The sequence below is a fragment of the Leptolyngbya sp. CALU 1928 genome (assembly GCF_056784215.1).
In genome coordinates, this window is the sequence record NZ_JBXBCE010000001.1 from 1,580,898 (window position 1) to 1,607,119 (window position 26,222).

General features: G+C 48.4%; 25 protein-coding genes and 2 pseudogenes. 11 read left to right on the forward strand and 16 right to left on the reverse strand.

Going from position 1 to position 26,222, the window contains the following annotated elements:
- Positions 1–5: 5 nt before the first annotated feature.
- The 3 genes from AC1S5B_RS07370 to AC1S5B_RS07380 all read left to right on the forward strand — a co-directional run bounded on the left by AC1S5B_RS07370 (position 6) and on the right by AC1S5B_RS07380 (position 1,758).
- Positions 6–440, forward strand: a complete 435-nt coding sequence (locus tag AC1S5B_RS07370; protein WP_482035027.1) for a VOC family protein — start codon at positions 6–8, stop codon at positions 438–440.
- Between the two features lie 6 nt (positions 441–446).
- Complete coding sequence (locus AC1S5B_RS07375) at positions 447–821, forward strand: hypothetical protein (RefSeq protein WP_482035028.1); 375 nt, start codon at positions 447–449, stop codon at positions 819–821.
- 448 nt (positions 822–1,269) lie between these two features.
- A complete protein-coding gene (locus AC1S5B_RS07380; RefSeq protein ID WP_482035029.1) occupies positions 1,270–1,758 on the forward strand; it encodes a hypothetical protein in 489 nt (162 codons plus the stop codon).
- Between the two features lie 147 nt (positions 1,759–1,905).
- Here AC1S5B_RS07380 and AC1S5B_RS07385 read toward each other — a convergent pair whose 3' ends face one another.
- From AC1S5B_RS07385 to AC1S5B_RS07400, 4 genes and pseudogenes are all read right to left on the reverse strand, one after another.
- Complete coding sequence (locus AC1S5B_RS07385; RefSeq protein ID WP_482035030.1) at positions 1,906–2,355, reverse strand: HIT family protein; 450 nt, start codon at positions 2,353–2,355, stop codon at positions 1,906–1,908.
- Between the two features lie 182 nt (positions 2,356–2,537).
- Entirely contained in the window at positions 2,538–3,185 is a 648-nt protein-coding gene (locus AC1S5B_RS07390; RefSeq protein ID WP_482036624.1) for a hypothetical protein, read from the reverse strand.
- 6 nt (positions 3,186–3,191) lie between these two features.
- A pseudogene (locus AC1S5B_RS07395) lies at positions 3,192–3,338 on the reverse strand (HNH endonuclease); the annotation flags it as partial.
- Between the two features lie 419 nt (positions 3,339–3,757).
- Entirely contained in the window at positions 3,758–4,564 is an 807-nt protein-coding gene (locus AC1S5B_RS07400; RefSeq protein WP_482035031.1) for a DUF3747 domain-containing protein, read from the reverse strand.
- A gap of 188 nt (positions 4,565–4,752) precedes the next feature.
- Here AC1S5B_RS07400 and AC1S5B_RS07405 point away from each other — a divergent pair, with 188 nt between their 5' ends.
- Positions 4,753–5,118: a TatA/E family twin arginine-targeting protein translocase gene (locus tag AC1S5B_RS07405; RefSeq protein ID WP_482035032.1), complete on the forward strand. Its 366-nt coding sequence runs from the start codon at positions 4,753–4,755 to the stop codon at positions 5,116–5,118.
- A 6-nt stretch (positions 5,119–5,124) separates the two neighbouring features.
- On the forward strand, positions 5,125–5,748 hold the full coding sequence (gene pth, locus AC1S5B_RS07410) for an aminoacyl-tRNA hydrolase (RefSeq protein ID WP_482035033.1): 624 nt from the start codon (positions 5,125–5,127) through the stop codon (positions 5,746–5,748).
- A 27-nt stretch (positions 5,749–5,775) separates the two neighbouring features.
- Here pth and murI read toward each other — a convergent pair whose 3' ends face one another.
- The 3 genes from murI to AC1S5B_RS07425 form a co-directional block, all read right to left on the reverse strand.
- A complete protein-coding gene (gene murI / locus AC1S5B_RS07415) occupies positions 5,776–6,648 on the reverse strand; it encodes a glutamate racemase (protein ID WP_482035034.1) in 873 nt (290 codons plus the stop codon).
- 62 nt (positions 6,649–6,710) lie between these two features.
- On the reverse strand, positions 6,711–8,189 hold the full coding sequence (locus AC1S5B_RS07420) for an N-acetylmuramoyl-L-alanine amidase (protein ID WP_482035035.1): 1,479 nt from the start codon (positions 8,187–8,189) through the stop codon (positions 6,711–6,713).
- Positions 8,190–8,373: 184 nt separating this feature from the next.
- Complete coding sequence (locus AC1S5B_RS07425) at positions 8,374–9,717, reverse strand: cation:proton antiporter (protein ID WP_482035036.1); 1,344 nt, start codon at positions 9,715–9,717, stop codon at positions 8,374–8,376.
- Between the two features lie 100 nt (positions 9,718–9,817).
- On the opposite strand from AC1S5B_RS07425, the gene AC1S5B_RS07430 reads away from it, so the two are divergent.
- The 3 genes from AC1S5B_RS07430 (at position 9,818) to AC1S5B_RS07440 (ending at position 13,239) form a co-directional block, all read left to right on the forward strand.
- A complete protein-coding gene (locus AC1S5B_RS07430; protein ID WP_482035037.1) occupies positions 9,818–9,961 on the forward strand; it encodes a hypothetical protein in 144 nt (47 codons plus the stop codon).
- Between the two features lie 52 nt (positions 9,962–10,013).
- Positions 10,014–11,387, forward strand: a complete 1,374-nt coding sequence (locus AC1S5B_RS07435; RefSeq protein ID WP_482035038.1) for a YdcF family protein — start codon at positions 10,014–10,016, stop codon at positions 11,385–11,387.
- Positions 11,388–11,481: 94 nt separating this feature from the next.
- Positions 11,482–13,239 carry an ABC transporter ATP-binding protein gene (locus tag AC1S5B_RS07440; protein WP_482035039.1) on the forward strand — a complete coding sequence of 586 codons (1,758 nt, stop codon included), beginning with the start codon at positions 11,482–11,484 and terminating at the stop codon, positions 13,237–13,239.
- A 17-nt stretch (positions 13,240–13,256) separates the two neighbouring features.
- On the opposite strand, the gene AC1S5B_RS07445 is transcribed toward AC1S5B_RS07440, so the two are convergent.
- The 7 genes and pseudogenes from AC1S5B_RS07445 to AC1S5B_RS07475 form a co-directional block, all read right to left on the reverse strand.
- Entirely contained in the window at positions 13,257–13,460 is a 204-nt protein-coding gene (locus AC1S5B_RS07445) for a DUF6887 family protein (RefSeq protein WP_482035040.1), read from the reverse strand.
- Positions 13,460–13,648: a DUF6888 family protein gene (locus AC1S5B_RS07450; protein WP_482035041.1), complete on the reverse strand. Its 189-nt coding sequence runs from the start codon at positions 13,646–13,648 to the stop codon at positions 13,460–13,462. Before AC1S5B_RS07450 ends, AC1S5B_RS07445 begins: the two co-directional genes overlap by 1 nt.
- 24 nt (positions 13,649–13,672) lie before the next feature.
- Positions 13,673–14,887 carry a glycosyltransferase family 4 protein gene (locus AC1S5B_RS07455; protein WP_482035042.1) on the reverse strand — a complete coding sequence of 405 codons (1,215 nt, stop codon included), beginning with the start codon at positions 14,885–14,887 and terminating at the stop codon, positions 13,673–13,675.
- A gap of 85 nt (positions 14,888–14,972) precedes the next feature.
- Positions 14,973–16,727 (reverse strand): MFS transporter, encoded by a 1,755-nt coding sequence (locus AC1S5B_RS07460; RefSeq protein WP_482035043.1) that lies wholly within the window; start codon positions 16,725–16,727, stop codon positions 14,973–14,975.
- Between the two features lie 2 nt (positions 16,728–16,729).
- Complete coding sequence (gene recO / locus AC1S5B_RS07465; RefSeq protein WP_482035044.1) at positions 16,730–17,614, reverse strand: DNA repair protein RecO; 885 nt, start codon at positions 17,612–17,614, stop codon at positions 16,730–16,732.
- A gap of 151 nt (positions 17,615–17,765) precedes the next feature.
- Entirely contained in the window at positions 17,766–18,443 is a 678-nt protein-coding gene (deoC, locus tag AC1S5B_RS07470) for a deoxyribose-phosphate aldolase (RefSeq protein ID WP_482035045.1), read from the reverse strand.
- 400 nt (positions 18,444–18,843) lie between these two features.
- Positions 18,844–18,945, reverse strand: a pseudogene (locus AC1S5B_RS07475) (IS982 family transposase); the annotation flags it as partial.
- A 243-nt stretch (positions 18,946–19,188) separates the two neighbouring features.
- Between AC1S5B_RS07475 and AC1S5B_RS07480 the strand changes: the two are divergent.
- The 3 genes from AC1S5B_RS07480 (at position 19,189) to AC1S5B_RS07490 (ending at position 23,027) form a co-directional block, all read left to right on the forward strand.
- Positions 19,189–20,289, forward strand: coding sequence for a leucine-rich repeat domain-containing protein (locus tag AC1S5B_RS07480; RefSeq protein ID WP_482035046.1), 1,101 nt, complete (start codon positions 19,189–19,191; stop codon positions 20,287–20,289).
- Between the two features lie 53 nt (positions 20,290–20,342).
- A complete protein-coding gene (locus tag AC1S5B_RS07485; RefSeq protein ID WP_482035047.1) occupies positions 20,343–21,521 on the forward strand; it encodes an esterase-like activity of phytase family protein in 1,179 nt (392 codons plus the stop codon).
- A gap of 183 nt (positions 21,522–21,704) precedes the next feature.
- Entirely contained in the window at positions 21,705–23,027 is a 1,323-nt protein-coding gene (locus tag AC1S5B_RS07490) for a histidine kinase (RefSeq protein WP_482035048.1), read from the forward strand.
- 6 nt (positions 23,028–23,033) lie between these two features.
- Here the strand turns inward: AC1S5B_RS07490 and nirD are convergent, their stop codons facing one another.
- Positions 23,034–23,408: a nitrite reductase small subunit NirD gene (nirD, locus tag AC1S5B_RS07495; protein ID WP_482035049.1), complete on the reverse strand. Its 375-nt coding sequence runs from the start codon at positions 23,406–23,408 to the stop codon at positions 23,034–23,036.
- Between the two features lie 93 nt (positions 23,409–23,501).
- Positions 23,502–26,063: a nitrite reductase large subunit NirB gene (nirB, locus tag AC1S5B_RS07500; RefSeq protein ID WP_482035050.1), complete on the reverse strand. Its 2,562-nt coding sequence runs from the start codon at positions 26,061–26,063 to the stop codon at positions 23,502–23,504.
- Positions 26,064–26,222 lie beyond the last annotated feature (159 nt).

Sequence of the window (26,222 nt, forward strand, 5' to 3'; positions counted from 1 at the left end):
CTCCTATGGCTCAATCCCTTTTCCATCTTGCCTTTCCAGTTGGCAATATCCCTGATACTAAGCGGTTTTATGCCGAAGGGTTGGGGTGTCAAGTTGGGCGAGAAAATGCAGCATCAATTATTTTGAATCTTCGTGGACATCAACTGGTTGCTCATGTGACGAAGGAACCGCTCATGCCACAAACGGGAATCTACCCCCGGCACTTTGGGCTAATTTTTACCGATGAAGCAGACTGGCGATCGCTCCTAGAACGCGCCGAGCAACAGAACCTCCAGTTCTACCAATCCGCTAAATGTCGTTTTACGGGAACCTCTCTAGAACACTCCACCTTTTTTCTAGAAGATCCATTTTCTAATTTGCTGGAGTTTAAGCATTATCGGAATTTTGAGGCGATTTTTGGAGAGACTGCATGGGTGCAAATTGGAGATGGAGCGTCATAAAATGCTATGGCAAACATCAGCGGCAGTTGGCTTGGAACCTATTGGCAAAATGCTAATCCTACTCGATTTGAGGTCACGTTTGTGCAGGCAGGAAATACGATTAGTGGCAGTATTTTGGATGACAGCCCACTTTTAGGAGAAGCAAAGGCGGTGGGTGAGGTGATTGGGCGAACTATTCACTTTACAAAGCAATATTTGACCACATCCCTCTATCCCATCACCTATTCGGGAATGATTGCTGAAGATGAAAATTCGATGCAGGGTAGTTGGACTATTCAAGGACTTGAATCGGGAACGTGGGAAGCTCACCGCAGTGGCGATGATTTAGTAGCTGAGCTATTAAATCGACGATTAGAAGCTATACCCTTGGGGAGATGGTGAATACGCCGCAGAGTTGCTTACTGTAATAGCAATAGCCTATTAAAACACTCTGGCAAATCGTTGAACGATGGCGCAGTGCGCTTTTGAGTCGTTGAAATTTGATAGTTCAAATGAATTTTGGTGAAGAAATGTAGATAAATCTTGCTTGTGGTTCTAATAAACTCTCATAATCGATCGCATAGTCATCTTGGCAGCGATCGCAACATTTACATTTAGGCAATCAACGGCTTTAAACAATCAGGGACAGTGCGGCTTTTACCCTACCCCAGTGGCATCTTAGACAAACAACTTCTAGACTCTGAGGGGTATGGATGAGTTTTTAGCTGAAATTACTAAGCAGACTTAACAGAAACTTTTGGCTAAGCTGGCGATCGCAACCAATCCCACAAGCTTTGTAATATCTTTACACGTTGCCTTAGAGCATTTAAGAACGTCAGGAGCAATTTTCATGAGCGGCATTATCAATTTCCTTAAAAACATAGTTGGCGGCATTTTTGGTTTTCTTAGCGGTATTTTCAGTAAGAAAACACCCGCTATGGAAGGGGCATCTAATCCACCTTCTAAGAAGAGTAAGTCAGGATACTTTTTAGAGTTTGATGACTCTAATTCGGCTGCGTCCGCAGTCGCAAGCGCAGTGATGGCACCCGTCACTCAAGTGGTTGACGCGATCGCATCGGGAGACGGAGCCGCACCGACCCAAGCCAAAAAATCGACCCGTAAGGAACAGCTAGCAGCAGCAAAAGCAGCTTCTAATGGCAATCCTGCTACGGTTACAAAAGCAGCTTCTGAACCAAAATCAGTTCCGGTAGAAACTGTGGTAACGGTTCCATCTGAAGTTGGGTTTGCATCAAAATACCCCATTCAAATTAGCGGCGGTCGCCGTCGTCCTGGCGCTAACATGAACTCCTATCTTGATATGGCACGTCAGATGAAATAAGTTTTTCCATGTGAACACACCCTTAAAAAGGCTTGGCAATGCCAAGCCTTTTTTGTGGAGAATGAAAGTAGTAACAAGGCTGGTAGTTTGACGGCTATCTCTCACAACCCGTCTGAAAAAAGATACTCGAAGGGCGATCGCTTCAATCTACACAATGTCCTGATACTGCTTAATCGCCGCTGCAATCTTATCCATCAAAGGTTGATCCCACTTTGGATCGAACGGAGATGCACTTTTCCAATCATAAAACCACACTGGCTTCTGTCTCTTCTCTTCTGGCTCGTTTGCATACCTCGGAAACACATGAGCATGGAGTGCCGCTTCACTGTTGCCCAAGATTTCGTAATTGATACGAGCCGCACCAGTCACCTCAAGCAAAGCATCACCCAAAACTGTCATGTCTTGTAAAAAGGTGATGCGCTGCTCGATTGTCAAGGCATTGAGATCGGGCACAACTGGATCGGGCAGCAAAAGGGAGTAACCCTGCAAAAACTGAACATCACCCAGCACTACCCAGCCTGATACAACCCGGCAAATTACGGTCGGATTGATGCCCTGACGCGCTTGCTCAACTCGACGATGAATGAGAGTAGGCATTCCAAATTCTAATGGCTCTAAACACTAATCTCAAAGTAACGCCCCACCGATGGTATAAAGCGGCATAACGTTCCGCTTCACCAGCCACAAATAGCCTCGAATGCTAACAACTAATCTTTCAATGGTCGGGTGCAAGCGGGTTGTTAGGGTGTTGGCTAGGATGACTACCCTTCCATCTCATCTTATAGTTGAGTGTTCTTGCCAGAATAAAGGGGACTGCGATTATCGTTGTGTTGCAACCACTTGTAATAGCCATCTATTTCCCGTCCACCCAGGTTTAACGCATACTCCACTCCAAACAAGGCAATAACAATATAAAACTCAGAAGAATCAGTAACTAAAATATCGTACTCATGCAGTACTTCAAATGTTTCATCTTTTTTTACAAAGAGAAAATCAGGTGGATAGATTGAACGGCAAGAATATGGCCAAACACGTCCAGGCGTACCGATTCTTACATATGAACGTAGTTCATCCAATTCTGGTTTATCTACAATTTCATCTAAACCACCCTCAATATCAATAAGACGAGATGCTAACGATTCCAGTCCAACTTTAGCTAGGAACCGTGAAGTAGCATAATCATCGGGTGGAGAAGCAGCAGGAATTATAAGCGTTCCATGTTCCTGTTCTGTTACAGATTTAATCCATTGCGATTCGTCTTGACCTAAAGCAGCACCTACACTAGTTCCATCTTCATCCGGTCGCTTCATTAATTCAATCAGTGTACGAGATTGAAGATGGATGCCACTAATTGTTGGAATTTTATTTCTTTTGCTTGGAACAGACATCTTGAAACGCTGTTCTTTGAAGTAAGGTGAGTCTAGCAAAGGCTTTTCTACTTTACGAGCGATGTAATTATTACACCTATCACACACAACGCCAGGTGGTAACGTGTGCTCCTTATTGCCAAATGATTCAGGAATGATATGTTCTCTTGAAGTAGATGAGGAGGACTGACACTTGCAGAAAATACAACGCATAACGCTATCTAGCAAAAAGCTCAATCTCAGGTACGTCTTAGCTCGATGCTATCTCAACAAATAATCTCACGGTTACAGTCCTACCGATAACTTAAGCACCCTCCTAAGAAATTAGATTTTCAACAAGTATCAGTACTCATCAAGCAAATCTAGTTTCTTTCACCCTGAAGGTGCGAAGCGCGTGGAATGCTAACTATTGAATATACGGAAAGTTTCTGTATATCTCCCTTATTTGGGCAGATACCCCGAAAGTTTTCGTATAAATCACCTTTTGGAATTATTACCCCGAAAGTTTCTGAGTATTTGCTTTCAGGGTGCTATCCCAAAAAATTTAGGGTAATTTCAACACGATCGCCCCCGGTATTACCTGCACCTTGATCGCTATCTCAATGTCTGAGGCGATGGGCGATCGCATCAATCTAACGTCCAAATATCTGCTGAAACCAGTTGGAACGACGCTTTTGTACTTTCTTAGGTTGAGGTTGTGTCACAGGGCGAGGCGCTTGCACAGACGGGACAGAGATGGGGGCAGTAGAAATAGGCGCAATCACTACATTATTGGAAGGAGGATTGGTGAAAACTGGACTACTAGGATAGCTGGGAGGCGTAGGCTTAGCGGCAACTGGGCGATTAACCACCGGACGAGCCGCGATCGCCGTTGCATTCAAACTGGCGATCGATTGATTATTCGTCAGATAGACATGCCCAACAGATGTCCCTTGATAGGAGCGTTCGGTCACTCGCCAGCCTGGTTCAAAGTAAAATTTGGCAAACCCAGCGGTATAGCCTCGCGTTCTGGCAATCAGCAGTTCTGGCGCGGTGCGATCAATGTTGGGTGCCGCGATCAGGTGCAAATCGCCTTCCCGCTTCACGACTCGAAAACTGTAGCGCCAGTTTTGATCCTCACCACCAACCCGCATTGAGTAGCCATTGCTATCGGTGCTGCGTCCACAAATATCCGTAAAATCAAACTCCACTAGCAGCGGGTTGATTACAGTCGGACTGGTGCCGCTTTCGCTCCAACATGAGCGAACATTGCTAAGCTGCTTTATGATCAGAAGCTGATGGGCATTTCCGCCATAGGGAGAGGCAACCGCAACAAAACGGCTTGGGTCAATTTCTTGTTGACCAAACATAGATTGGGCGATCGCGGGAGTCGCCTGACTAAAAGCAGCCATCGCAAGCGTCACCAACGTCGCTAAACGTAGGTTCAATGAAGTATGCATAGTATTCAAGTCAGAGTTAAAGAGTGGTTAATTGATTCGACGTATCCAAACTATTGCCCAACGCGCAACCCCAGATCCGGATAACATTTCCTTTCTGAGATATTCTTTTGTTTGGTGTCTGTTGCCCTTTTTGACGCAGTGACCCTGTAAATGTTTCCCGATCGCACCGACCTGTAGGAGTCAGCACTATGAATGTTTTTGGAATTGGCTTGCCAGAAATGGCACTCATTTTCACCTTAGCGCTGCTTGTTTTTGGACCTAAGAAGCTACCCGAAATTGGTCGCAGTATGGGTAAAGCCATTCGCGGCTTTCAAGATGCCTCAAAAGAGTTTGAAAGCGAGTTCAAGCGTGAAGCTGAGCAAATTGAGCGGATTGTTAAAGAACCCATGCAGGCAACTTTGGAAGAACCTGATCCGCCAGCCCTGTCTGCCGCGATCGACCCCCCTGAGCCAGCGATGCCCACCGCAAACGTTGAGTCTATAGAATCTGAGCATATAGAATCTGAGCCTGTCACGGCTAGCCCAGAACACCAACCAGAAGAGTCGTTGGGCTGACTAGCAATGACTGATATACCTCCGTCGCCCCTAGTGGTTCCCCAGGTGATTGTGGGATTGGGCAACCCCGGTGCCAAGTACGATCGCACTCGCCATAACATCGGGTTTGAAGTGGTGGATTTGCTAGCGAAGTGGTGGCAAATCAGCCTGTCTGAGCAAAAGAAATATCAAGGCTTCTTTGGGGAAGGGCTAGGGGCAGCCAATACTAAAGTGCGGCTGCTCAAGCCTCAAACCTACATGAACAACTCCGGGCAATCAGTTCGCGCGGTACTGGATTGGTACAAACTGCCACCCGAATCCGTGCTGATTATCTACGACGATATGGATTTGCCCGTGGGGAAACTGCGGATGCGCTTATCTGGGTCGGCGGGTGGACATAACGGCATGAAATCCGCGATCGCCCACCTAGGCACCCAAGCCTTTCCCCGATTGCGTCTTGGCATCGGCAGCGCCAAAAATGCAGACGTTGACAAAGATACTATTTCTCATGTGTTAGGTAAATTTGCTCCGAGTGAAGCCGCGATCGTTGCAGAAGTGATTAAACTCTCCGCCGAGATGGTGGAATATAGCCTCAAGCACGGCGTGGAAAAAGCAATGAGTCTGTACAACAATCGAACAGTAGGCGAATAGGAAAACGGGATAAGTAGGCAAATGCATCTATGCCCCCTGCATTGTTGTTCTAGCGTGGGTAATTTGGGGCAGTTGAATCTGTTCGGCAACGGGGGTATAGCCGAGCCAGTGAGTGGCTAACTGATTGAAGGTGTTGGGGCAACCGCTGACGCAGAAACGCGTGGGTTGGGGCGATCGCACATTTCGCAACCCCAACAGATCCAACTCATGGGCAGCGGCGGTGATCACATGCACTGCCGGATCAACCAGTTGTACCGAAGGCGGCAAAATCCGTTGCAGCACCGGAGCTAAGTAAGGGTAGTGAGTGCAGCCATAAATCAGCGTATCAATTTTTTCGGCAAGTAGTGGCTCTAGATAAGTTCGAGCAATTTTATAGGTGTAAGGGTCTTCAACCCGGTTTTGCTCCACCAAAGGCACAAACTCAGGGCAACTCACTTGCCAAACGTTTACAGTGGCATCCACTTCCAAAATGGCACGACGATAGGCATCACTGGCAGCCGTGGCAGGTGTGGCAATCACCCCAATCCGGCGACCACATTGAACGGCAGCACGGGCACCCGGCAAAATTAGCCCCAAAATGGGCACGGTAAACTCATCTCGCACGGCTTCCAATGCCAAGGCGGAACTGGTGTTACACGCCATCACCACCATTTTGACCCCGCACTGCTCCATCCAGGTGAGAATCTCGCGGAAATACTGCTGGATTTGAGCCTGAGATTTTGTGCCATAGGGCAATCGGGCAGTGTCGCCAAAATATAGCACCGACTCTTGCGGAATCTGACGATAGAGTTCTCGTAAAACAGTTAAGCCGCCTAACCCGCTGTCGAACAATCCAATTGGAGCCGCATTGAGTAATCTATTTCCTGGCAACCTGCTAATCGAATCTTGACTTCCTAACACTCCACACACCTCGTAACGGATAAAACACCACACCCAAAACGCCGCGATTCCTCTCTACAAGATTACAGCCGCGCCGTTCGTTGCAGGTATTGTAAAATACCACGGGCGATCGCGTCTGCCATCTGAGTTCGGTACGCCGCATTGGATAATCTTGCTGCATCATCCCGCCCGGTGACAAACCCCACTTCGACGAGAACGGACGGCATGGAGGTTTTTCGTATCACATAAAAGCGGGCTTTGCGAACGCCGCGATCTTTGGCTCCTGTGAATTGCAAAACATTCTGGTGAATGATTTGCGCCAGCCCTAACCCGGATTCGTAATAGTAGGTTTCGAGTCCATTGATATCTGGGCGACTGAGGCTAATCGCATTGGCATGAATGCTGACAAAAACGGTTGCGTTACTTTGTTCTGCCATCTGCACACGAGGTTCTAAGTCAAGATCGCGATCGTCTGCACGGGTGAGCAAGGCTTGAACCCCCTGCCGTTGCAACAAAGCGGCGACCTGATTACCAATATCTAACACAATTTTTTTCTCTTGAATCCCATTAATGCCGACTGCGCCCGGATCAGGTCCGCCATGCCCTGGATCAATCATTACCACCACCCGTCCATTGGGCGATCGCGGCATCGGTATATTCGCCACGGCTGGATTAAAAACAGGCATCACACGCGGCGCGATCGCGCTGGTAGATGGAACTAACCGAGGGCGTTGGACTTGCAAAGTGACCAATCGTTGACTGGGCTGATTCATTTGTCCCAGTTGAACTCCGCTTGCTGGTTGCACCAGAATCGCCACCGTTTGGGCGTTCTCTTGCCGCAGCTTAATCCGCGAAATGGGGCTGCCCGCTCCAAGTTCCGGTTCTTTCACCGAGTTTCCCAGTTGCGCCGGACTGATTTCAATCCGATATGCCGCTAATGAGCGATCCCATCGGGATGTATACCGGATAGGTTTATTTGCCTGGATCATCAGTTGATCGCTGCTGCCGTTTAGCTTCACCGACTCGATCGCGGCAAGCCCAGACTCATTAGCGCTCATGGGTGCCGACAAGCGGGGAACAGCCGCGATCGCAGGTCTGGAAGAGGTCGCGAGTTGGGGAGTCGGCAGTTTGATCAACCAACGGCGATCGCTGATGCCGCGAAACTTGATTTGGCTCGGTTCTAGCGTATAGCCCGGTGCCAATTCGATGACGATGCGAGTAGTGTCGCGATCAAATTGTCCAATCCGCATTGATCGCACTGTTCCATTCATAGATTCATTGATCACCGGGCGACCTAAGACAATGCCAGGAAGATCAATCACTAGCCGAGTCGGGTCAGAAACCAGTTGAGCTTTGGGCTGCACTCCCTCATCTGTAGTAATTTCAAGCTGGTTTTGGCTGGCATTAAATCGCCAAGATTCTAGCCGCGCCGCTTTTGCTGGAGCCGCTATCAATCCAGCCAGAAAGGTAAACAATAAGGGATAAACAACCCGATTTAACCGATGGGTAGATGGCTGAGAGGTAGACCAATGAATCAGCGAAGCGAAAAATTTCACAACCATGGGTTAAAAAACCTGTCACGTTGCCAGGGTGCAGGATTGAAAGAACGTTGGCAAACTGCGGTCAAATATACTCGATGTTTGCCAGAGCGATCGCCGTTTTTTATAAGTGGTAACTAACAGGAGTCAGGAGTCAGGGAAAGTCTGAAACCTGACTCCTGCAACCCGAAACCCGAAACCTTCCTACCTATTCGCCCTCCTCTATTCCCTCACCCATCTCAATCGGTTTGGCAAAAGAAAGTCTCAAAAGGGGAGGAGCGACAAAGGTTGTGAGAATCACCATAGCGATAATGGCAGCGTTGAGCGATTTGGAAAGCACACCGCTGGCTGACCCGACTGCTGCAAAAACCAAGCCCACCTCGCCACGAGGAACCATGCCAATCCCGATCGCCAATCGATTGATGCCGGGTTGTCCAAATACCGTCAGTCCAGTAATGACTTTGCCCAAAATGGCAACCACGACCAGAAAGCTAGCCACAATCAACCCTTCCCGATTCTCTGGCACAAATGGATTGAGGACACTCACATCAGTTCGGGCACCCACCACAATAAAAAAGATTGGCACAAACATATCCGCGATCGGAATAATTTGTTCCTCTAGTTCTCGTCGTTTTTGGCTCTCCGCCAAAATTAGCCCTGCGGCAAACGATCCTAAAATGGCTTCAAGCTGAATCACATTGGCGACATATGCCAGGGTAAACGCAAAGATTAACGCCGAAATTAGCAACTGTCCGCGTGTTTTCAGCCCGTCTACTACGGTTTCAAATACCGGAATCAGCAAGCGTCCCAACCAGATTGCACCTATCAAAAAAGTCGCGGCACTCACAATCAAATAAATGACATTGCCCACTTGAACCGTGCCCTCCCGCGCCAAACTCGCCACTACTGCCAGCACAATAATGCCCAAAACATCATCCAGCACGGCTGCCCCAATAATGATCTGCCCTTCTCTAGACGTTAGCTGCTGAATTTCTGCCAGCACTTTTGCCGTAATGCCAATACTGGTTGCTGTGAGAGCGGCTCCGGCAAAAATGGCAGGCACAACAGGGGTGTGAAATAGCAAAATCAAGCCAGCGGTGCCCAACGCAAAGGGAACCGTGACTCCCACTACAGCAACAACGGTGGCTTGAGGTCCCACCCGCAGCAGTTCCTTCAGATCTGACTCTAAGCCAATTTCAAACAGCAGGATAACTACGCCCAGTTCTGCCAAAACGGAGATCACCTCGCTCTGGGCTTCAAAGACTGAGGTGATGGACTCTGGACTGATGCTGGAAGTAAGTTTGAGCAGGGTCATAATCATTGAACCACTGCCATCTTCTCCGCCTCCTGGAAAGACGAGAATATCAAAGGCAGAAACGCCGACCACGACTCCTGCCACCAGTTCTCCTAAAACCGATGGCAGGTCAAGGCGCGCACACAGTTCGCCGCCTATTTTGCTACTCACGTAAATCACAACTAGGCTTAAAAGCACTCCTGCAAGCACAAGGGGCGTATCAGTTGCCGCCACGGTAGCCAATAACGGCTGTGTCAAACGGAAAGAGAACAGGTTAGAAGGGATAGAGACCCCTGAAGCAAGAGAGTTGACTAATAGTTCTGCGTGCATATCGTCTGTGGGTTGGGTTGCATAAACTTTGTTACATAGTAAGACCAGTTTGGGCGATCGCAATCAATCTGCTGCTCTAGAATGGCTAGCAACTGATCAGGGTTTAGGGGGCAAGAATTTAGGGTTTGGGGTCAGGGCAACCGTTTCGACCTATCTGAAACCCGAAACCTGAAACCTGAAACCGCTTCCCATCTCTAACATTTCACTCTTCAGCAGCACTGATCATGGTTTTACTTCTCACTGATGTTTTTTTGCTGCTCACCCAAGTTTTCCTGTGGATTTTTGTAGGGTTCATCATCTGGTATTTCCTTCAAAACATCCTCAAGAAAGAGTTTTTGGGGCTGTTGGTGCTGCTGCTGTTTTTAGCAGTGATTGCCCTGTCCTTCTTTCAGGGAGGAATTAGCGAACCCACTAGCATTTTGGCGATTGTGTGGCGGTTGCTCTCTTTTCCGCTGACTCCCTTTGGCTTGGGGATGATTCTGTTAACGGTCATTCTGCTGGGAGGCGTGAAAACAGTTTGGGCAAAACGACTGATTATGGCGGGTCTGATTTTGCTGGCGATCGGCAGCGTTCCACTCGTGTCTTATTGGCTTGCCCAAGAATTGGAAATGGAGGCAATTGAGTTCATTGCACCCCTGCGAACGTTAGATCCAGGAGCGCGTCCGGTGATTGTGCTATTGGGGCAAAATACAACCCGACTCCAGTTAAAGCCCCGCAGAGAAGCACTGCCTGTTGAGCCGCCGAAGGTCGAACGACCGATTACGCCGTTTCAGTTTGACCTGCTCAGTCAATTACCGATTCAACTGACTGAAGCAGGCGATCGCATTGTTTATGCTGCTCAGATTTATCGAGAAGAATCAGGTCGAGGAACACCACCGCTGATTGTGGTCAGTGCTGGCAGTAGACCCGATCGCACAAGGAAGGAAGGTGAAAATCGAGAAGAGGTTACTGAAGCGCAAGATATTCAAACCATGCTGACGCGCACCTTTAATATTCCAGAAAATGACATTCTGCTGGATCATAACAACGGCAACATTCACAGCAGCGCTGAAGAGGTGAAAAAACTACTGGAAACCCGACAAATTAACTATGGGCAGCAAGTTATTTTGGTGGGCAGTGCGTTGAATATGAACCGTGCTGTGCTCACCTTTCAGCGAGTGTTTGATGAAAGCTGTGTTGCGGCACGCCCCACCGACTTTTTTACAGTGCCCACACCCGATTCATTGCGGCAGGTTGCCACAGGACGCGATTTAGTTGAACGAGAGGTTCTAATCACCGATGTTCTGCCCACTGTGGATGCTTTTTGGCTGAGTTCTAAAGCATTTCAGGAATATCTCAATGCCCTGTATTACTTTTTGCGCGGCTGGATCAAACCTCTAACCAGCGTGAATCCGAACTGCCCCATTCCTCAAAGAGTTCCAATTAGTAGCTTTAGAACTCCTAGTGCACCTGGAACTTCTGGCGGCAATGGGACTTCTAGCGGCAATGGAACTTCTGACGTACCTGGGACTCCCGGCGGCAATGGAACTTCTAGCGTACCTGGAACTCCCGGCGGCAATGGAACTTCTGGTGGCAATGGTAAAGAGGGCATGTGGTAGCGCTTGAGTGCCTGAAGTTACGGGTGCTGTCCAGCGATTGCCTGATTCGTTTAGGATAGGAAAGCCTGTTTAGTGAATAGTGGCTGGAATCCTCATGGCTCAATCCCGATTGCAAAAGCTAGGGCAATATATGCGCCCTCATTGGCGGGGTGCGGCTCTAGGCGTGGGTTCGCTGTTCGTCGTGAATTTGTTGGGCACGTATATTCCCCTGTTGATTCGCGATACGATCGACAAGGTGCAGGTTGCTTTTAATATTAACCAGGTGATTCAATTTGTGGTGCTGGCGTTTGTGCTGGCATCGGTGATGTGGGTGTCGCGAATGGTGTCGCGGGTGGCGCTGTTTGGGGTGGGGCGACAGGTTGAGTTTGATTTAAAGCAAAAGCTATTTACTCATTTTCTGACGTTGGAACCTGCCTATTTTGCCGCCAATACGGTGGGAGATCTAATCAATCGGGCAACCAGTGATGTGGATAACATCCGACGATTGCTAGGGTTTGCGGTGCTGAGTTTGGCAAACCTGATTTTTGCCTACGCGTTAACCCTGCCAGTGATGCTAGCGATCGATTGGAAGCTGAGTTTGCTGGCGTTGGCGGTCTATCCGGTGATGTTTGTGGTGGTGATGATATCGGGCGATCGCCTGCGAACAGAGCAGCAGATCGTGCAAGAAGAACTCTCCAACATCAGCGAACTGATTCAGGAAGACATGAGCGGCATGGCGTTGGTCAAAATCTATGCCCAAGAAGAGAACGAACGCCAAGCGTTTGACGTTCTCAATCAAGACCTGCTGGAAGCAAACCTGACGCTGGCAAAAACGCGCACTGTCTTATTTTCAGCGCTCCGAGGTCTGGCGAGTGTGAGTTTGCTGGTGGTGCTGTGGTTTGGCGTGGGAGCTATTAGCAACGGCTCCATTTCGGTGGGCGATTTTGTGGCGCTGCTGCTGTTTGTGGAGCGGCTGGTGTTTCCAACGGCGTTGTTGGGCTTCACGATTACGGCGTATCAACGCGGCGAAGTCAGCATCGACCGGATTGAATCGATTTTGACTGTGGAGGCCAAAATTCAAGATGCTGTGGGTGCTTTGTCTCTAGAGCGATCGCAGGTGAAAGGAGAACTGATTGCCCGCCATCTCACGTTTACCTATCCTTCCTTGGGTGGCTCCTCCCAACCGACACTGGATAACGTCAGCTTTCGGGTGTCTCCCCAAGAAACCGTGGCGATCGTGGGTCCCATTGGGTCTGGCAAATCTACCCTGGCAAATACCTTACCTCGCCTGTTGGAAATTGCCCCCAATCAGCTATTTCTGGATGGCTATGACATTACCAAGTTGCGGATTCACGATTTGCGCGGCGCGATCGCCTACGTTCCCCAAGAAAGCTTTTTGTTTAGTACAAGCATCCGCAACAACATTCGCTATGGCGTTCCCTACGCGGAAGAATCAGCAGTGTTAGCGGCAGCGAAGCAAGCCCAAATTCATGATGAAGTCCTTAACTTTCCCCAGCAATATGACACAGTCGTGGGAGAGCGAGGAATCACCCTATCCGGTGGACAACGCCAGCGAACGGCTTTAGCCCGTGCCCTGGTTGTGGATGCGCCAATTTTGATTTTGGATGACTCGCTTTCCAGTGTGGATAATCAGACGGCAACCCAAATTCTAAAGAATCTTTCTGAAGGCAGCGATCGCAAAACTGTCATCTTCATTTCTCATCAACTGTCTGCGGCGGCGATGGCAGACCGGATCTTCGTGATGAATCAGGGTAAAATCGTGCAGTCGGGAACTCACGAAACTCTGATCGCTCAAACTGGACTGTACCAATCTTTATGGGATCAACAAAAGTTTGAAGAAGCGTTGCAATAAAAGACGCTCTTTGTGTGCTATTCCTCAGCCCGTTTCGGCAGTTTGCCACTTTCCCGCAAGATTTCAGGTAAGCGGTCTATATCTGCGATCGTGTAGCTTTTTGAAGGTCTACTCCGAATTCGATCCGCCAGTGCGTAAAATGCTTCTTGATCCTCATGGTGCTTCAAAACATACGCTCTCAGTTCCTTAAAATCCATTCCAAAGTAATCAGGCTTTTCCATTACGGATACCTCCATTGTCCATTGGGCGGAATCAAAATTTCGATCTCTTCGCCTGCAAGGATAAACACTTCGCCAAGCCGCTCATCGATTCGCACCACATAAATTGGTGCGTACATATTAGTCAAGTTAGCGCATAGCCTCAAACAGGCAGACTCTTGTTCACGAGTTGGGATTATCGGTGTACTCATTCTAAGGTAACTAACAAATCTTTTTTAGTACTTGGAGCGGACAAAAACGTCGTCGCTGAGGTGAGTTGAAGTATGGCTGAGATACTGTCGAGTGTGTCGTTTGGATTGCGATCGCAACAGCAATAACTCGCTATACAGTTTCTCAACTTGAGCGATATTGTCGCTTAAGGTATAGCGTTCTTCGGCGCGACGACGGGCATTGATGCCGAGGGTGTTTGTCCAAGCGGTATGATCCCGCAATTGCGGCAGTAAGATTTTAAGCTGGGTCGCTACGCCTTGGGTTTTAAGGATAACTCCCGCTTCTTTTTCTAATACTTCACCATCGGCACCAGCATCAGTCGCCACACAAGCAAGTCCACACGCCATGGCTTCTAGTAGGGAAAGCGACAGCCCTTCCACCAAAGACGGTAAGACAAAGACATCCGTGCCCCGCAAAATTTCGATGCGGCGCTGCTCATTCGCAATAAATCCCATCCAAACAATGCCGTGTTCCGCGCCATAAAACGGAGTCAGGGAGGCGGCAAGAGGGCCATGATTTCCCACAATCACCAGTTTGGCTCCCACGCCCATGTTGGACTGTTTCCAGGCTTTTAACAACGATTCCACATTCTTCTCGGGAGAAATGCGCCCTTGATAGAGAAACACGCGATTTGCCCCAACTTCTGCTTTGAAGTTGGAAGCACCAGGGCAATATTTTTGGGTATCTACGCCGTTGGGAATCACTGCAATCCGATGGGGTGCAACTCCTAGCTTGATCAAAATTGCCCGTTGAATGTTGGAGAAGACAATCACGCGATCGTATTTTGCCAAACAGGGCGCATAAAGCTGATAGGCAAGATGCTGAGTGCCAGAGGAGAAGTTCCGCAGTTTGCGATCAAAGGCAGGATGAAACGTTGCCACTAAGGGAATATCCAGGTCTTCACAAATTTCTGGAAGCAAAAAATCCAGCGGCGACAGGGTTAAAGAAGCATGGACGACATCGGGCTTCAGATCTTCCAGAGAATCGGTCAACACTTTTTTAGAGCGGAAATTGGGAATGGTATAAAGCTGGGATTTGTGAAGAAATGGGATTGAAACTTCTTCTAAGAAATCTGGCCAATTATCGGGGGGCGGTCCTTCTTGGGCGAAGTGAAAGAAGCTGACCTGATGTCCTAAATCTTGTAAGGCATTTGTCACCTCTCGGCTGTAAGTGACATTGCCACAGAAAGGAGCCTTTTTTCCAAGCCATGCAATATGCATTCGATTTTGTTGCTCTATGGGAAGGTTAGCGGGATCGTCAGCAGTATGAAACTGCCAAGCAGTCTAACCAATCATCAAGAACAATTTACGATTCTAACGGTTGGCTAGGCTGGTCGGAGCTAATATACCAGGTTAAGACCCCACCTGTGACCATTAAAGCCGCTAGAACTAAGAAAACAACTCGCAGCCCAAAGAATGTCTCAGCAATTCCGGCGAGGGCAAGCGGTAAGCTTAACGCAATATTGATGGCATTATTTTGTAGACCAAACACTTTGCCTCTCATCTCTTCGGGGGTTTGCTCTTGAATGGTGGTTTGCATGGGCACTCCAACGATCGCCGAACACAGCCCCAAAAATCCTAACAACAACAGCACAGGAATCAAATGATGGGAGAAAAACGCCAAACCTACTAGCGCGGCTGCCATGCCAAGAGAACCCCAGAGACTAAGGCGGTCATGGGGAAAACGTTGCCCAAAATAGCCAATAAAAGCGGCTCCGATCGCCATCCCCACTCCACCTGCGGCCAACAAAAAGCCAAACTGGGAAGATTTGATTTCAGGAATCACCTCAGCCAAACGCACTGCCAATACTGCCAATGCTGCAAATACGGAAAACAAAATCACCAGTTGAATTAATGCGCCCCGCACCTGTTTCTGCTGACCTAAATAGCGAATTCCATCTCGGATGTCTGCAAATACGTGAGGGGGTTCTTCCGGCTCCTCGGCTGGCTGCGTACCGGCTCCACTCGCTTTGCCGTTTGATGAAAACTGAAACAAGGGATAGCGATTTTTTTCTTTAATCTTGAGCAACATCAAAATTAGTCCGGCGATTACATAGCTGCCGCCAACGACTAACTCTTTGCCTAGCCCCACCGCAGTCCAGCCCAGATGAGTTGCAATGCCATCTGCGATCGCCAGCAGCGGTTCGCCCACTGCAAACCCAACAATCACCGATGCCATCATTGTGGTGGTGTAAAGCGAATTGGCAGAAAGGAGATGCTTCCGCTCTACAATCAACGGAATGGCAGACTGTTCAGCGGGGGCGAAAAATTGGGTGAGGGTCGAAACGAGAAAGGTGATGCCCAGCATCACATAGAAACCCACGGGCAAGCTATTCCAAGGTGCCCAGCTTTTGGTAAGCCACAGTAAAAACGGCAAGAAAATCACTAAACCGCCGCGAAGCAGGTTAGTGATCACTAAGACGGCTTTTTTAGACCAGCGATCGACATAAACACCGGCGATCGACCCAAACAACACCGCAGGTATGGTAGAGGCAATCATAATCGACGACACCCAACCGCTGATGGTCTGATCTTCTGCTTGAAAGCGACTGGCAATTAAGGCAATCATCAGCACCAGATAAACCTTATCTGCCAGTTGCGAAAAAACCTGTCCGCCCCACAGTGTCAAAAAACTACGATTTTTCAAGACTGGCAGGAACCCACGCTCAGACTCGCCTCTTTGTAGGGATTGAGGGCGGCTCACTGGGTCTGGTGGTGTTGACTTAATGATAGACTCAGCAGCGCGATCGCCCTCCGACTCGACGGACAGAGGATGCCTTAAAACCCGATCTTCTGATTCAAGTAATTCATCTTCTTCAGAACGAAACATTGCCGAAGCCCGCTTTTTGCTTTCATCGTGTAGAGCATTCGCCGACAGACTTCCATCATTCGCTAAAGAAGAATCTGTCTGTGAACCTGTATCGAATTGTAACAAAGTTTGATCATGCTTGGACTCTACCCAAGAAGTATCTTGATGCCGCTCTTGCTCCTGCTCATCATTCACGGATTCTACAGAGTGCATCATCATGGCTTCTAGATTGGGTTTGGGCAATTGCATCATGATTAGGACAGTTGGGGCAGAGGTGAGCTTGAAAAGCAGGTATCCATCAAGGTTGCAGAGCGAATAGAGCGATCGAAATGATACTGAGCATACTGACGTAAAAGTTGCTCTACCGCAATGCAAGCCGACATTGAAGCTGCAAGCTGGACAAAATCGGCAGGCGGCTGCCTGGAAAATGTCTCCGTTTGTATAGGATTGGGCTGAGCGATCGCCTGAAGGATTGTCAACTCTTGTATTCCAATTAGACTATGAAGCTGAGCATTTCGCTTAAACGAACTTTGAATCGGTTTAACCACACGGGCAACTTGCGGATTATGGGGCTGTTGCAGTTGCTCTAATGATTCTAAAGTAACGGTGCCACCCGCAGGAATACTAAAGCCAACGGGTTGGTCAGGAATCAGAGGTCTTTGAGTGACGCAACAGCGATGCACTTCAGGAGCCACTCCTGCCACTGTTAAGAGTTGATAGATCCCAGCGATCAGCGTTAGCAGAATGAGTGAGGAGGGCGATCGCTCTAATCGCTGCAATTGTTCGTTCAAAATGCAAAATAGCTCGTCTTGGGGCTGATCGCTCAACGCCTGATAGAGACACAACTCGGCTAAATATTGGCTAGCCGTTAATCGCTGCAAATCTTTCCCTAAGCCAGGATAAGAGACGACTGTTTCCGCTTGGGTAATTTTATCTAGCGATTTGCCCTTGGCAATGAGTAAATCGTTTACCACAAACATGCCGCTGCGACCGCCCATTTTAGAGTTGTGTTTTCGGGCACTCATTGCGATCGCCTTAATCAAACCATGCTCCCGCGTCAAAATTGTGAGTAATCGATCCGCTTCCCCTAGCGGCATACTCTTAAGATTAATTCCGATCGCTTTATAGGTACGAGACATAAGAAATGGCGAATGACGAAGGACGAGTGACGAATAATAAACTGATTACCATTGTCTGTTTTCTTCCATCCTCTCAAGAGCTTACAAATTTTTTTATCATCTCCCGCACTCAACACTCGGCATTCGCAATTCGACACTCTTCCTAAACTCTTTACTCCTTTTGCATATTCCGTTGACGGACTAGATCCACACCGCGCGAAGTGCCCAAGCGCGTCGCACCCGCGTTGATTAACTCTAACGCCTGTTCCACTGTTCGGATTCCTCCGGAAGCTTTAATCTCTAGTCGATCTTGAGTCAGTTCTTTTAATATCCTCACGTCCTCCAACGTTGCGCCCCCATTCAGCCCCGTGCTGGTTTTCAAAAAAGCGGCTCCAGCATCCATGCAAATCTCCGCCGCCAGTTTTTTCTCGGCTGGAGTTAATAGTGCCATTTCCAAAATTGCTTTGATAGTTTGTCCCGTTTGGTCGCAAATATCTGCAATTTCACGATGCACTTCATCCACTTTCCCTGCTTTAAGCCAGCCAATATTAATCACCACATCCAGTTCTGTAGCTCCATTTTCCGCCGCTTCACCCGCTTCATAAAGCTTGACCGTAGACGTATTTGCGCCATAAGGAAAGCCAATTACGGTACAAACCTTGGGTTTTTTACCATGTAGTAAACGAGTTGCCTGCTGCACATGAACCGGATGCAAACACACGGCAGCAAACCCAAAGCGATCGCATTCCTCACACCACTGCTCTACCTGCTCTGAAGTGGCGGTTGGAGTAAGCAAAGCATGATCAATAAATGCGGCTAGGTCAATATCTAGATTGGAGTTGCTGTTCATTGTACGGTTAGCCCCTAAATTCTTAAATGACTAGCAAAGCAAAGCCCCGGCAAGGCAATGGTTCCAAGGAACACAAGGCTAAATTAGCCCTAGATTTGGAATAAGAGCTTTAGTCAAGACCTATCGTCTCACCTATTTTTCAGTCTTTGAGTGATTTCCAAGAAATTTTAACCTTGCCTCTGCGGGGTCTGGGGTGATTGAATGCAAGCCAAGCACCCCAATAATCGACCAGATAAGGATGTCTTCATAGTTCATGTTTTTTCATTCGACTTTTTTCATTCGACTAACTTAACCCAAGTTGCGGGTTATCTAGAGATGGGAGATGACTGTGAAGCGCCCTCAGGTCAACGAGTCGAACTCGCAAAAGCAGTTCGTACCCGATTGTGCGATAAGTGAAGCACTAATCGATAAAAGCGGCTTTAAGGGTGAAAGCAACGATAAAAGTAGAAATTTTCAGCAAAAAGCCATCCATCGTCACCGCATGAACTGATTTAGGAAATTGAGCAGCTTTTGGAAAATATAATCGAGGTATCCATCCGATCAATACCGATCAATACCGCTATCGGGTTCTAGCGTTTTGCCCAAGCGCTCCTGCTGCCAAATCGGAGCGTTAGTTTAGCTGGATTGATCTCATTCGGGATGATGTACGCTTTGCGAATTAGCAACGAGGGGCGCATGATAGTAGAGCAGTTTGGCGGCGTAATACCAAACCTATATGCAACAAACAAAGCGGATAAACACCCTCATGTCTTGGCTCGCTGCTGGAGCGATCGCTCTTTCAGGTTTTGGGTCGGCAGATTTCGGGTTAGCGGCGACTCCTGCCCAACCGTCATCCACGCTCAACTACAAAAGGTTTGCAGAGTGGTGTACGAATCAATCATCTCTGCCAGCCGCCAGCCAGCAGACCGTTCGCGTATTGATGAGCATTGCAAACACAGCCGATTGTCAGATAGCCGATCAGCAGTTGTCTAATCAGACAGCGCTTTTTTTGGGAGGCAGCGAGCTTACTGACCTCAGCCCACTTGCCTCATTGGTTAATCTCAAAACGCTCATTCTCAGTAACAATAAAATTGCTGATCTCAAACCTTTGAGTCAGTTAACGAATCTCACTTGGCTTTCTTTAGATGCAAACCAAGTTTCTGATTTACGCCCCCTAGCACCGCTGATTAATTTAAAAACGCTGCTTTTAGATACTAACAAGATTGAAGATTTGCGTCCGCTTGACTCTTTAAAGGAGTTAACTAGCCTGTTAGCCTATGGCAATCAGATTACTGATATTAGCCCATTAACCTCTCTCTCTAAACTAGAGGCACTTGCACTATACAACAATCAAATCTCTGATTTGAGTCCTCTCGCTTCGCTGCAAAACTTACGGATTTTATCGCTGCATGATAATCAAATTGAGGATTTAAGTCCGCTCAAGCTACTCACTAATTTGAAAGCATTAGTTTTATTTGAAAATAAAATTTCTAATTTAAAGCCATTAGAAAACTTGACGAATCTTGAATCTTTGACGTTATTTGAAAATCGAATATCTGATATTAGTCCGCTTAGTTCATTAACTAATTTGCGTGATTTATTACTAGGAAATAATCCAATTTCGGATATTAGTTCTTTGAGTAAGTTAACAAAGTTAAAGTCTTTATCGTTATTCAATACGCGAGTTGCGGAGATGCAATCACTCAGGGCGATCGCAACCTTAACTCAGCTTGATCTTTACAACACACGAGTCACCGATGTCAGCGTTCTGAAGACATTGCCCAATTTGAAAGAATTGGATCTCCGCAAAACCCCATTGGTTAAGCGAGTTTGCCCTATCAAGCCAATATCTGGATGCCGCTTGTAGTGCGCGATCGCTGATAATCAGAAGGGTGAAGCAGACCCATTGGGAGAAATCTTGTGAGCGATCGTCGATTTAACTTCACTACGTTTCTATTTGCCTGTGTCATTTTACTGTCCACTCTGCTCACGGGATGCGACCTGCCCCAAGTAAGCGCAGAGCAACGGATATTTCTCGATTTATCGCTCGATTTTTTGAGCAGCTACCCGTTGCCCAAGCAGACATTTCAGGATACCCCCGTGGGCGGCTTATCGGCTCTCACCTACGATCGCCAGCGAAACTTGATATATGCCATTTCGGACGATCGCAGCGAATTTGCTCCGGCGCGGTTCTACACGCTGAAACTGAACTTGGATACTGCTGACCCTAAAACACCCAAAATTAAACAAGTTGATGTCACGGGTGTCACTTTTATTACGAATGAAGCGGGTCAGCCCTATGCCAAGGGAGAGGTTGATCCTGAAGGGATTGTGTTGTCTTCGTTGGGGACTCTGTTTATTTCGAGTGAAGGAGTTGCTAACAAGAGAATTGCTCCGTTTGTGCGGGAGTTTGACCTGAAAACTGGGCAATGGAAACGGAGTTTGCTGATTCCCGATCGCTACCTTCCTAAAACTGAAGACGGCAAGCAAATCCAAGGCATAGGCGACAACCTAGGGTTTGAATCTTTGACGTTAAATATGAGCGGCGGCGGCACCGTTGCGATCGAACCTTTTCGCCTATTTACTGCCACCGAGTCGGCGCTGATGCAAGATGCCAGTCCAGAGCATCCTCAACAAGGGGCAAGCCGCAACCGCATTTTGCATTATTCCCTTGACCCTACCTACTCTCTCTTGCTATCGGAACACCTCTATGAAATGGAGCCGCCGCCAGAGGGTGCCTCATTTCATGGGTTGACGGAGATGCTAGCGATCGACCAAGGGGGGCATTTTATCAGCATGGAGCGATCGTTTGGCACCAATGGATTTGGCGTGAAACTGTTTCAACTGGCAATGGGCAGCGCCAGTGATACTACGACTATTGAAAGCTTTCAAGGAGCGATTCCGGGAGTGCAGCCCATTCGTAAAAAGCTGCTGCTTGACCTCAACCAATTGGGCGTTCCCCTCGACAATTTAGAAGGGATTGCGTTTGGACCTCAACTGCCCGATGGCAGCCAAAGCCTACTACTCGTGAGCGACAACAACTTTAGTGATCAGCAAGCAACCTTATTTTTCTTATTTAGGATTAGGGGACTTCGCTGAAGAAAAAATAAAACAGCTTCATCATAAAATGTAAAGACAGAATACGGGCTGTTAAGGTTTAGAAACTTATATTGAGCAGTATGCACCGTACTAGCGTAATGTTTTCTTTATATTTGATAGGCTGTACTTTGAGGGATAACCCAGTCTGGTGAACGATTTAAAGCTGTTGAGGCGAGGCATCGAATGCAGGCAAATCCTGATCAGCACAATATTGCCGATTGTCCGCTACAACTCTTGCTGTTTATTGATAAACGACCGAGTTCTAGAGAGCAAGTTCAGCAGGTGCGTACTGCTCTGAAAGAGTTACGGAGAGAGTGCGAGTTTGAGCTTCAAATTATTGATGTGAGTGAACAGCCTTATTTGGCTGAGTATTTTCGCTTGATTGCCACCCCTGCCTTGATAAAAATCCATCCAGAACCTCGTCAAACTTTGGCAGGCAGCACTTTGGTGCAGCAGTTGCAGCATTGCTGGGGGCATTGGCAGCGCTCTGCGGCAGAGCATCTAGCAACTACTGCGGATTCTGGCGCAATGGAGGTGCGATCGCTCAAACAAACTCTAGCGCTTGAAATTGCCGCTGTTACGCCGCAAACCGGAGATGGTATCGCAGCAGCATCCCAAAATTTAGAATCGTACAGTCTATCGGCTGATGGTGAGCAGGCTTCTACTTTACGCAGTCTCAAGGATGCCTTTGACAGTTCAGCGTCGTTTAATTTGGTGACGCGATCAACGGAGTTCATTCGGCTATCAGATGAAGTCTTTCGGCTGAAGCGCGAAAAAGAGGATCTAGAACATCAGCTTCAGTTTAAAGATCAAATTCTGGCAATGTTGGCGCATGATTTACGTAACCCGCTGACGGCGACTTCGATCGCGTTAGAAACGTTAGAAAGGGACTGTAATCCTAAAGATGGTGCAGGGTCAAGCCTGACGCTTCAATTTAAAGCCCGGTTGCTCGATCATGCTCGAACTCAAACACGGATCATTGATCGGATGATTACTGATGTTTTGCAGGCGGCACGGGGCATCGGTTCGGATGCACGCATTCATCCCCATAAGCTTGATTTAGGCGCTTTGTGCGTGGATGTGCTGGATGATTTGCGCGATCGCTTTCAAGAAAAATCTCAGCAGGTTGAAAAAGACATCCCTTCAGATTTGCCAATGATCTGGGCAGATGAAGAACGGATTCGCCAGGTTTTGACCAATCTGCTCGACAATGCTGTGAAATATACCCCACCCGGCGGCATTATTCAGCTTGCCGCTCTGCATCGCACGACGCAAACAGTACAGGTTAGCGTGGGAGATAATGGACCAGGCATTCCTCCTGAAAATCAAGCGCGAATTTTTGAGGAGCGCTTTCGTCTGAAGCGAGATGAAGACAAAGCAGGGTATGGAATTGGGCTATCTCTATGCCAGCGGATTATTCGCGCTCACTATGGGCAAATTTGGGTAGACTCTACCTCCAATCAGGGCAGTTGCTTTCACTTCACGCTGCCCGTATTTCGCAAGTAGATCAAGTTAGGACGCGAGTACTTGATTGACAATCCCAATTTGCACCTGACCGTCCACTACTTGAACGGGATAGGTGACAACGCTGACGGTTCCGTCATCCAAACATTGCCCGGTGAGCAGGTTGAAGTTTTGCTTGTAAATGGGAGAAGCAACTTTAGGAATGCCGTTGCGATCGCCTAGGATTCCTCGTGACAAAACTTGTGCTTTGCTAAAGGGATCATAGTTGCTGAGGGCGTAGACTGTTTCGCTTTGCTCGATGCGAAATATGGCGATTTGCTCACCGTTAATCAGGGCGCAGATGCCAGTGTTGGGTAGGATGCGATCGAGGGAACATACAGAAACCCATTGTGCAATCTGCTGGTTAGAAAGAGATTGAGTCATCAGTTTTTACAGTTTTGAATTGTTTAGAATTTCAGCGTGAATGACGCTCACCTTGCCAGCCCAGCAGAAACAAAGGTGAGGCGATTGTACTATTTAGCCTTTAGCTCCTAACTCCATCAACTGGCGTTCGTGTTCGTAAGCTGGACGTTTTTGATCGCGTTCTTCGACGAAGAGTAGGGATGGATCGGGCTGATCGGAATTGACAAAGTGGGTGAAGCGCTGGCGTTTAGCAGGATCTTCGATGGTTTTCTTCCATTCACAGGCGTAGGTGGCAATCTGATAAGACATTTCGGCTTCTAGTTGGGCACAGATGCCGAGGGAATCCTCGATCACGACTTGCTTGAGGTATTCGATGCCGCCCTCTAGCTTGTTGAGCCAGGTAGCAGTGCGCTCTAAGCGATTGGCGGTACGGATGTAGAACATGAGAAAGCGATCGCAGTATTTAATCAGCGTTTCTTGATCAATGTCAGCGGCGAGTAATACCGCGTGTTGGGGTTTGATGCCGCCATTGCCGCACACATACAGATTCCAGCCTTTTTCCGTGGCAATCACGCCAAAGTCTTTGCCCTGAGCCTCAGCACATTCGCGGGTGCAACCCGACACCGCACCCTTGATTTTGTGGGGTGCCCGGAGTCCGCGATAGCGCAGCTCTAGGGCGATCGCCAAGCTAGTGGAATCCTGCACTCCAAACCGACACCAAGTGCTGCCCACACAGGATTTCACGGTTCTCAGTGCCTTACCGTAAGCATGACCCGACTCAAAGCCTGCTGCAATCAAACGCTCCCAGATTAGTGGCAGTTGATCCACCCGTGCGCCCAATAAATCGATCCGCTGTGCGCCTGTAATTTTGGTATACAGATTAAAGTCTCGTGCCACTTCGCCTAGCACAATCAGCTTTTCTGGCGTGATTTCGCCACCGGGAATGCGTGGAATGACGGAGTAGGTGCCGTCTCGCTGAATGTTTGCCAAAAACGCATCGTTAGTATCTTGCAAGCTTGCATGAGCCTCGTTCAGAATATGCTCGTTCCAAGTGGAGGCAAGGATAGACGCGATCGCGGGTTTACAAATCTCGCAGCCTTTGCCCTCGCCATAGAGTATCAGCAATTCTTCAAAGGTTTGAATGCCCTGAGTGCGAACCAGATGATAAAGCTCCTGACGCGAGTAGGCGAAGTGTTCACACAGGTGGTTTTTTACTTCTAGTCCGGCTTTTTTCATCTCCATTTTCAGCAGGTCTGTCACCAAGGGAACACAGCCACCACAACCCGTTCCCGCCGTGGTGCATTTTTTAACCGCGCCAATCTCTGTCAGGTTACCCGCTTGAATTGCCGCGCAAATGTCGCCCTTCGTGACGTTATTGCAGGAACAAATTTGAGCGCTGTCGGGCAGGCTGTCTACGCCCATGCTGACGATCGCCGCCCCTTCGCGGGGGGGAACCAGTAAATCTTCAGCGTAGGGCGGCACTGCCATATCGTTTTGCATCATTTGCAGCAGGGTGCCATAGGCAGACGCATCGCCAATCAGAATGCCACCTAAGACGCGATCGCCCGCTTCATTCAACACCAGTTTTTTGTAAGTGCCTTGGTGCGTGTCGATCAAGGTCAGGTCTTTTGCGCCGGGAGTTTTGCTAAAGCCATCGCCAAAGCTGGCAACATCCACTCCCAATAACTTCAGCTTGGTAGACATATCCGCTCCGGTGAAGCTGCTGCTGCCAAACTCACATAGGTTATCTGCCGCCACGCTTGCCATCGCGTAGCCGGGAGCGACTAAGCCATAAATCCGCTGGTTATAAAGGGCGCACTCGCCGATCGCGTAGACTGCCGGATCAGAGGTTTGGCAATAGTCATTAATTACAATACCGCCGCGATCGCCCACTTCCAGCCCCGATTCTCGCGCCAATTCATCGCGGGGGCGAATCCCTGCCGAAAACACAATCATGTCGGTTTGCAGTTCCGAGCCATCTGCAAACAGCATTTTGCAGACTCTGCCCTGCTCATCCATCACAATTTCGCTGGTGGATTTGTTGACATGAACGCCCACGCCCAGCGCCTCAATCTTATCCCGCAGCACTGCCCCGCCCAGTTCATCAATTTGCACGGGCATCAATCGCGGCGCAAACTCCACCACATGGGTCGCTAAACCCATACTCTTTAACGCATTGGCACATTCCAGCCCCAACAAGCCGCCGCCAATCACCACCCCTGTCTTGCACTGTTTGGCATAGGCAGCCATTCCTTCTAAATCTTCGATCGTGCGATAGACAAACGTGCCCTGCGCCTCCTTGCCTTGGATGGGTGGCACAAAGGGATAGGAGCCTGTTGCCAACACAAGACGGTCATAGGGGAGAACCATGCCGTTAGCTGAGGTAACGGTTTTGTGGGTTCGATCAATGCAGACAGCTTTATCACCGAGGTGTACCTGAATGGTGTTTTCTGGGTAGAAATCGGGCGCAACTAGAGACAAATCGTCTGCCGTTTTTCCGGTAAAAAACTCGCTGAGATGGACGCGATCGTAGGCAACGCGAGGCTCTTCGCAAAAGGTAATCAGGTTCCAAGTTTCCGTTGCTCCTTTCGCAACCATTCGCTCTAAAAACTTGTGACCCACCATTCCGTTGCCAATCACAATCAAGTTTTTCTCAGGCAAATTTTTCTCAGGCATGGCAGATTCTTAAGTGCGCGTATAAAGATCTCTGCCTAAGACTTTCTTCGAGTTATTCAGTTTCTTTTGTGAGTTTTGCTACAGATATTTTAAGTCGATGTAAAAAAAGCATCATAGCTATCAAGATATTGCATAGCCATTCTTTGCCAACGAGCATAT

Excerpts from the sequence above, each read along its gene's own strand:
- AC1S5B_RS07445 (WP_482035040.1), bottom strand. The coding sequence starts at position 13,460 with ATGGAAAAGCCTGATTACTTTGGAATGGATTTTAAGGAACTGAGAGCG.
- nirB (WP_482035050.1), bottom strand. The coding sequence starts at position 26,063 with ATGCCTGAGAAAAATTTGCCTGAGAAAAACTTGATTGTGATTGGCAAC.
- pth (WP_482035033.1), top strand. The coding sequence starts at position 5,125 with ATGACTGATATACCTCCGTCGCCCCTAGTGGTTCCCCAGGTGATTGTG.
- AC1S5B_RS07375 (WP_482035028.1), top strand. The coding sequence starts at position 447 with ATGGCAAACATCAGCGGCAGTTGGCTTGGAACCTATTGGCAAAATGCT.
- AC1S5B_RS07455 (WP_482035042.1), bottom strand. The coding sequence starts at position 14,887 with ATGCATATTGCATGGCTTGGAAAAAAGGCTCCTTTCTGTGGCAATGTC.
- AC1S5B_RS07385 (WP_482035030.1), bottom strand. The coding sequence starts at position 2,355 with ATGCCTACTCTCATTCATCGTCGAGTTGAGCAAGCGCGTCAGGGCATC.
- deoC (WP_482035045.1), bottom strand. The coding sequence starts at position 18,443 with ATGAACAGCAACTCCAATCTAGATATTGACCTAGCCGCATTTATTGAT.
- AC1S5B_RS07450 (WP_482035041.1), bottom strand. The coding sequence starts at position 13,648 with ATGAGTACACCGATAATCCCAACTCGTGAACAAGAGTCTGCCTGTTTG.
- AC1S5B_RS07420 (WP_482035035.1), bottom strand. The coding sequence starts at position 8,189 with ATGGTTGTGAAATTTTTCGCTTCGCTGATTCATTGGTCTACCTCTCAG.
- AC1S5B_RS07400 (WP_482035031.1), bottom strand. The coding sequence starts at position 4,564 with ATGCATACTTCATTGAACCTACGTTTAGCGACGTTGGTGACGCTTGCG.
- AC1S5B_RS07405 (WP_482035032.1), top strand. The coding sequence starts at position 4,753 with ATGAATGTTTTTGGAATTGGCTTGCCAGAAATGGCACTCATTTTCACC.
- nirD (WP_482035049.1), bottom strand. The coding sequence starts at position 23,408 with ATGACTCAATCTCTTTCTAACCAGCAGATTGCACAATGGGTTTCTGTA.
- AC1S5B_RS07490 (WP_482035048.1), top strand. The coding sequence starts at position 21,705 with ATGCAGGCAAATCCTGATCAGCACAATATTGCCGATTGTCCGCTACAA.
- AC1S5B_RS07380 (WP_482035029.1), top strand. The coding sequence starts at position 1,270 with ATGAGCGGCATTATCAATTTCCTTAAAAACATAGTTGGCGGCATTTTT.
- recO (WP_482035044.1), bottom strand. The coding sequence starts at position 17,614 with ATGTCTCGTACCTATAAAGCGATCGGAATTAATCTTAAGAGTATGCCG.
- AC1S5B_RS07370 (WP_482035027.1), top strand. The coding sequence starts at position 6 with ATGGCTCAATCCCTTTTCCATCTTGCCTTTCCAGTTGGCAATATCCCT.
- AC1S5B_RS07460 (WP_482035043.1), bottom strand. The coding sequence starts at position 16,727 with ATGATGCAATTGCCCAAACCCAATCTAGAAGCCATGATGATGCACTCT.
- AC1S5B_RS07440 (WP_482035039.1), top strand. The coding sequence starts at position 11,482 with ATGGCTCAATCCCGATTGCAAAAGCTAGGGCAATATATGCGCCCTCAT.
- AC1S5B_RS07435 (WP_482035038.1), top strand. The coding sequence starts at position 10,014 with ATGGTTTTACTTCTCACTGATGTTTTTTTGCTGCTCACCCAAGTTTTC.
- AC1S5B_RS07480 (WP_482035046.1), top strand. The coding sequence starts at position 19,189 with ATGTCTTGGCTCGCTGCTGGAGCGATCGCTCTTTCAGGTTTTGGGTCG.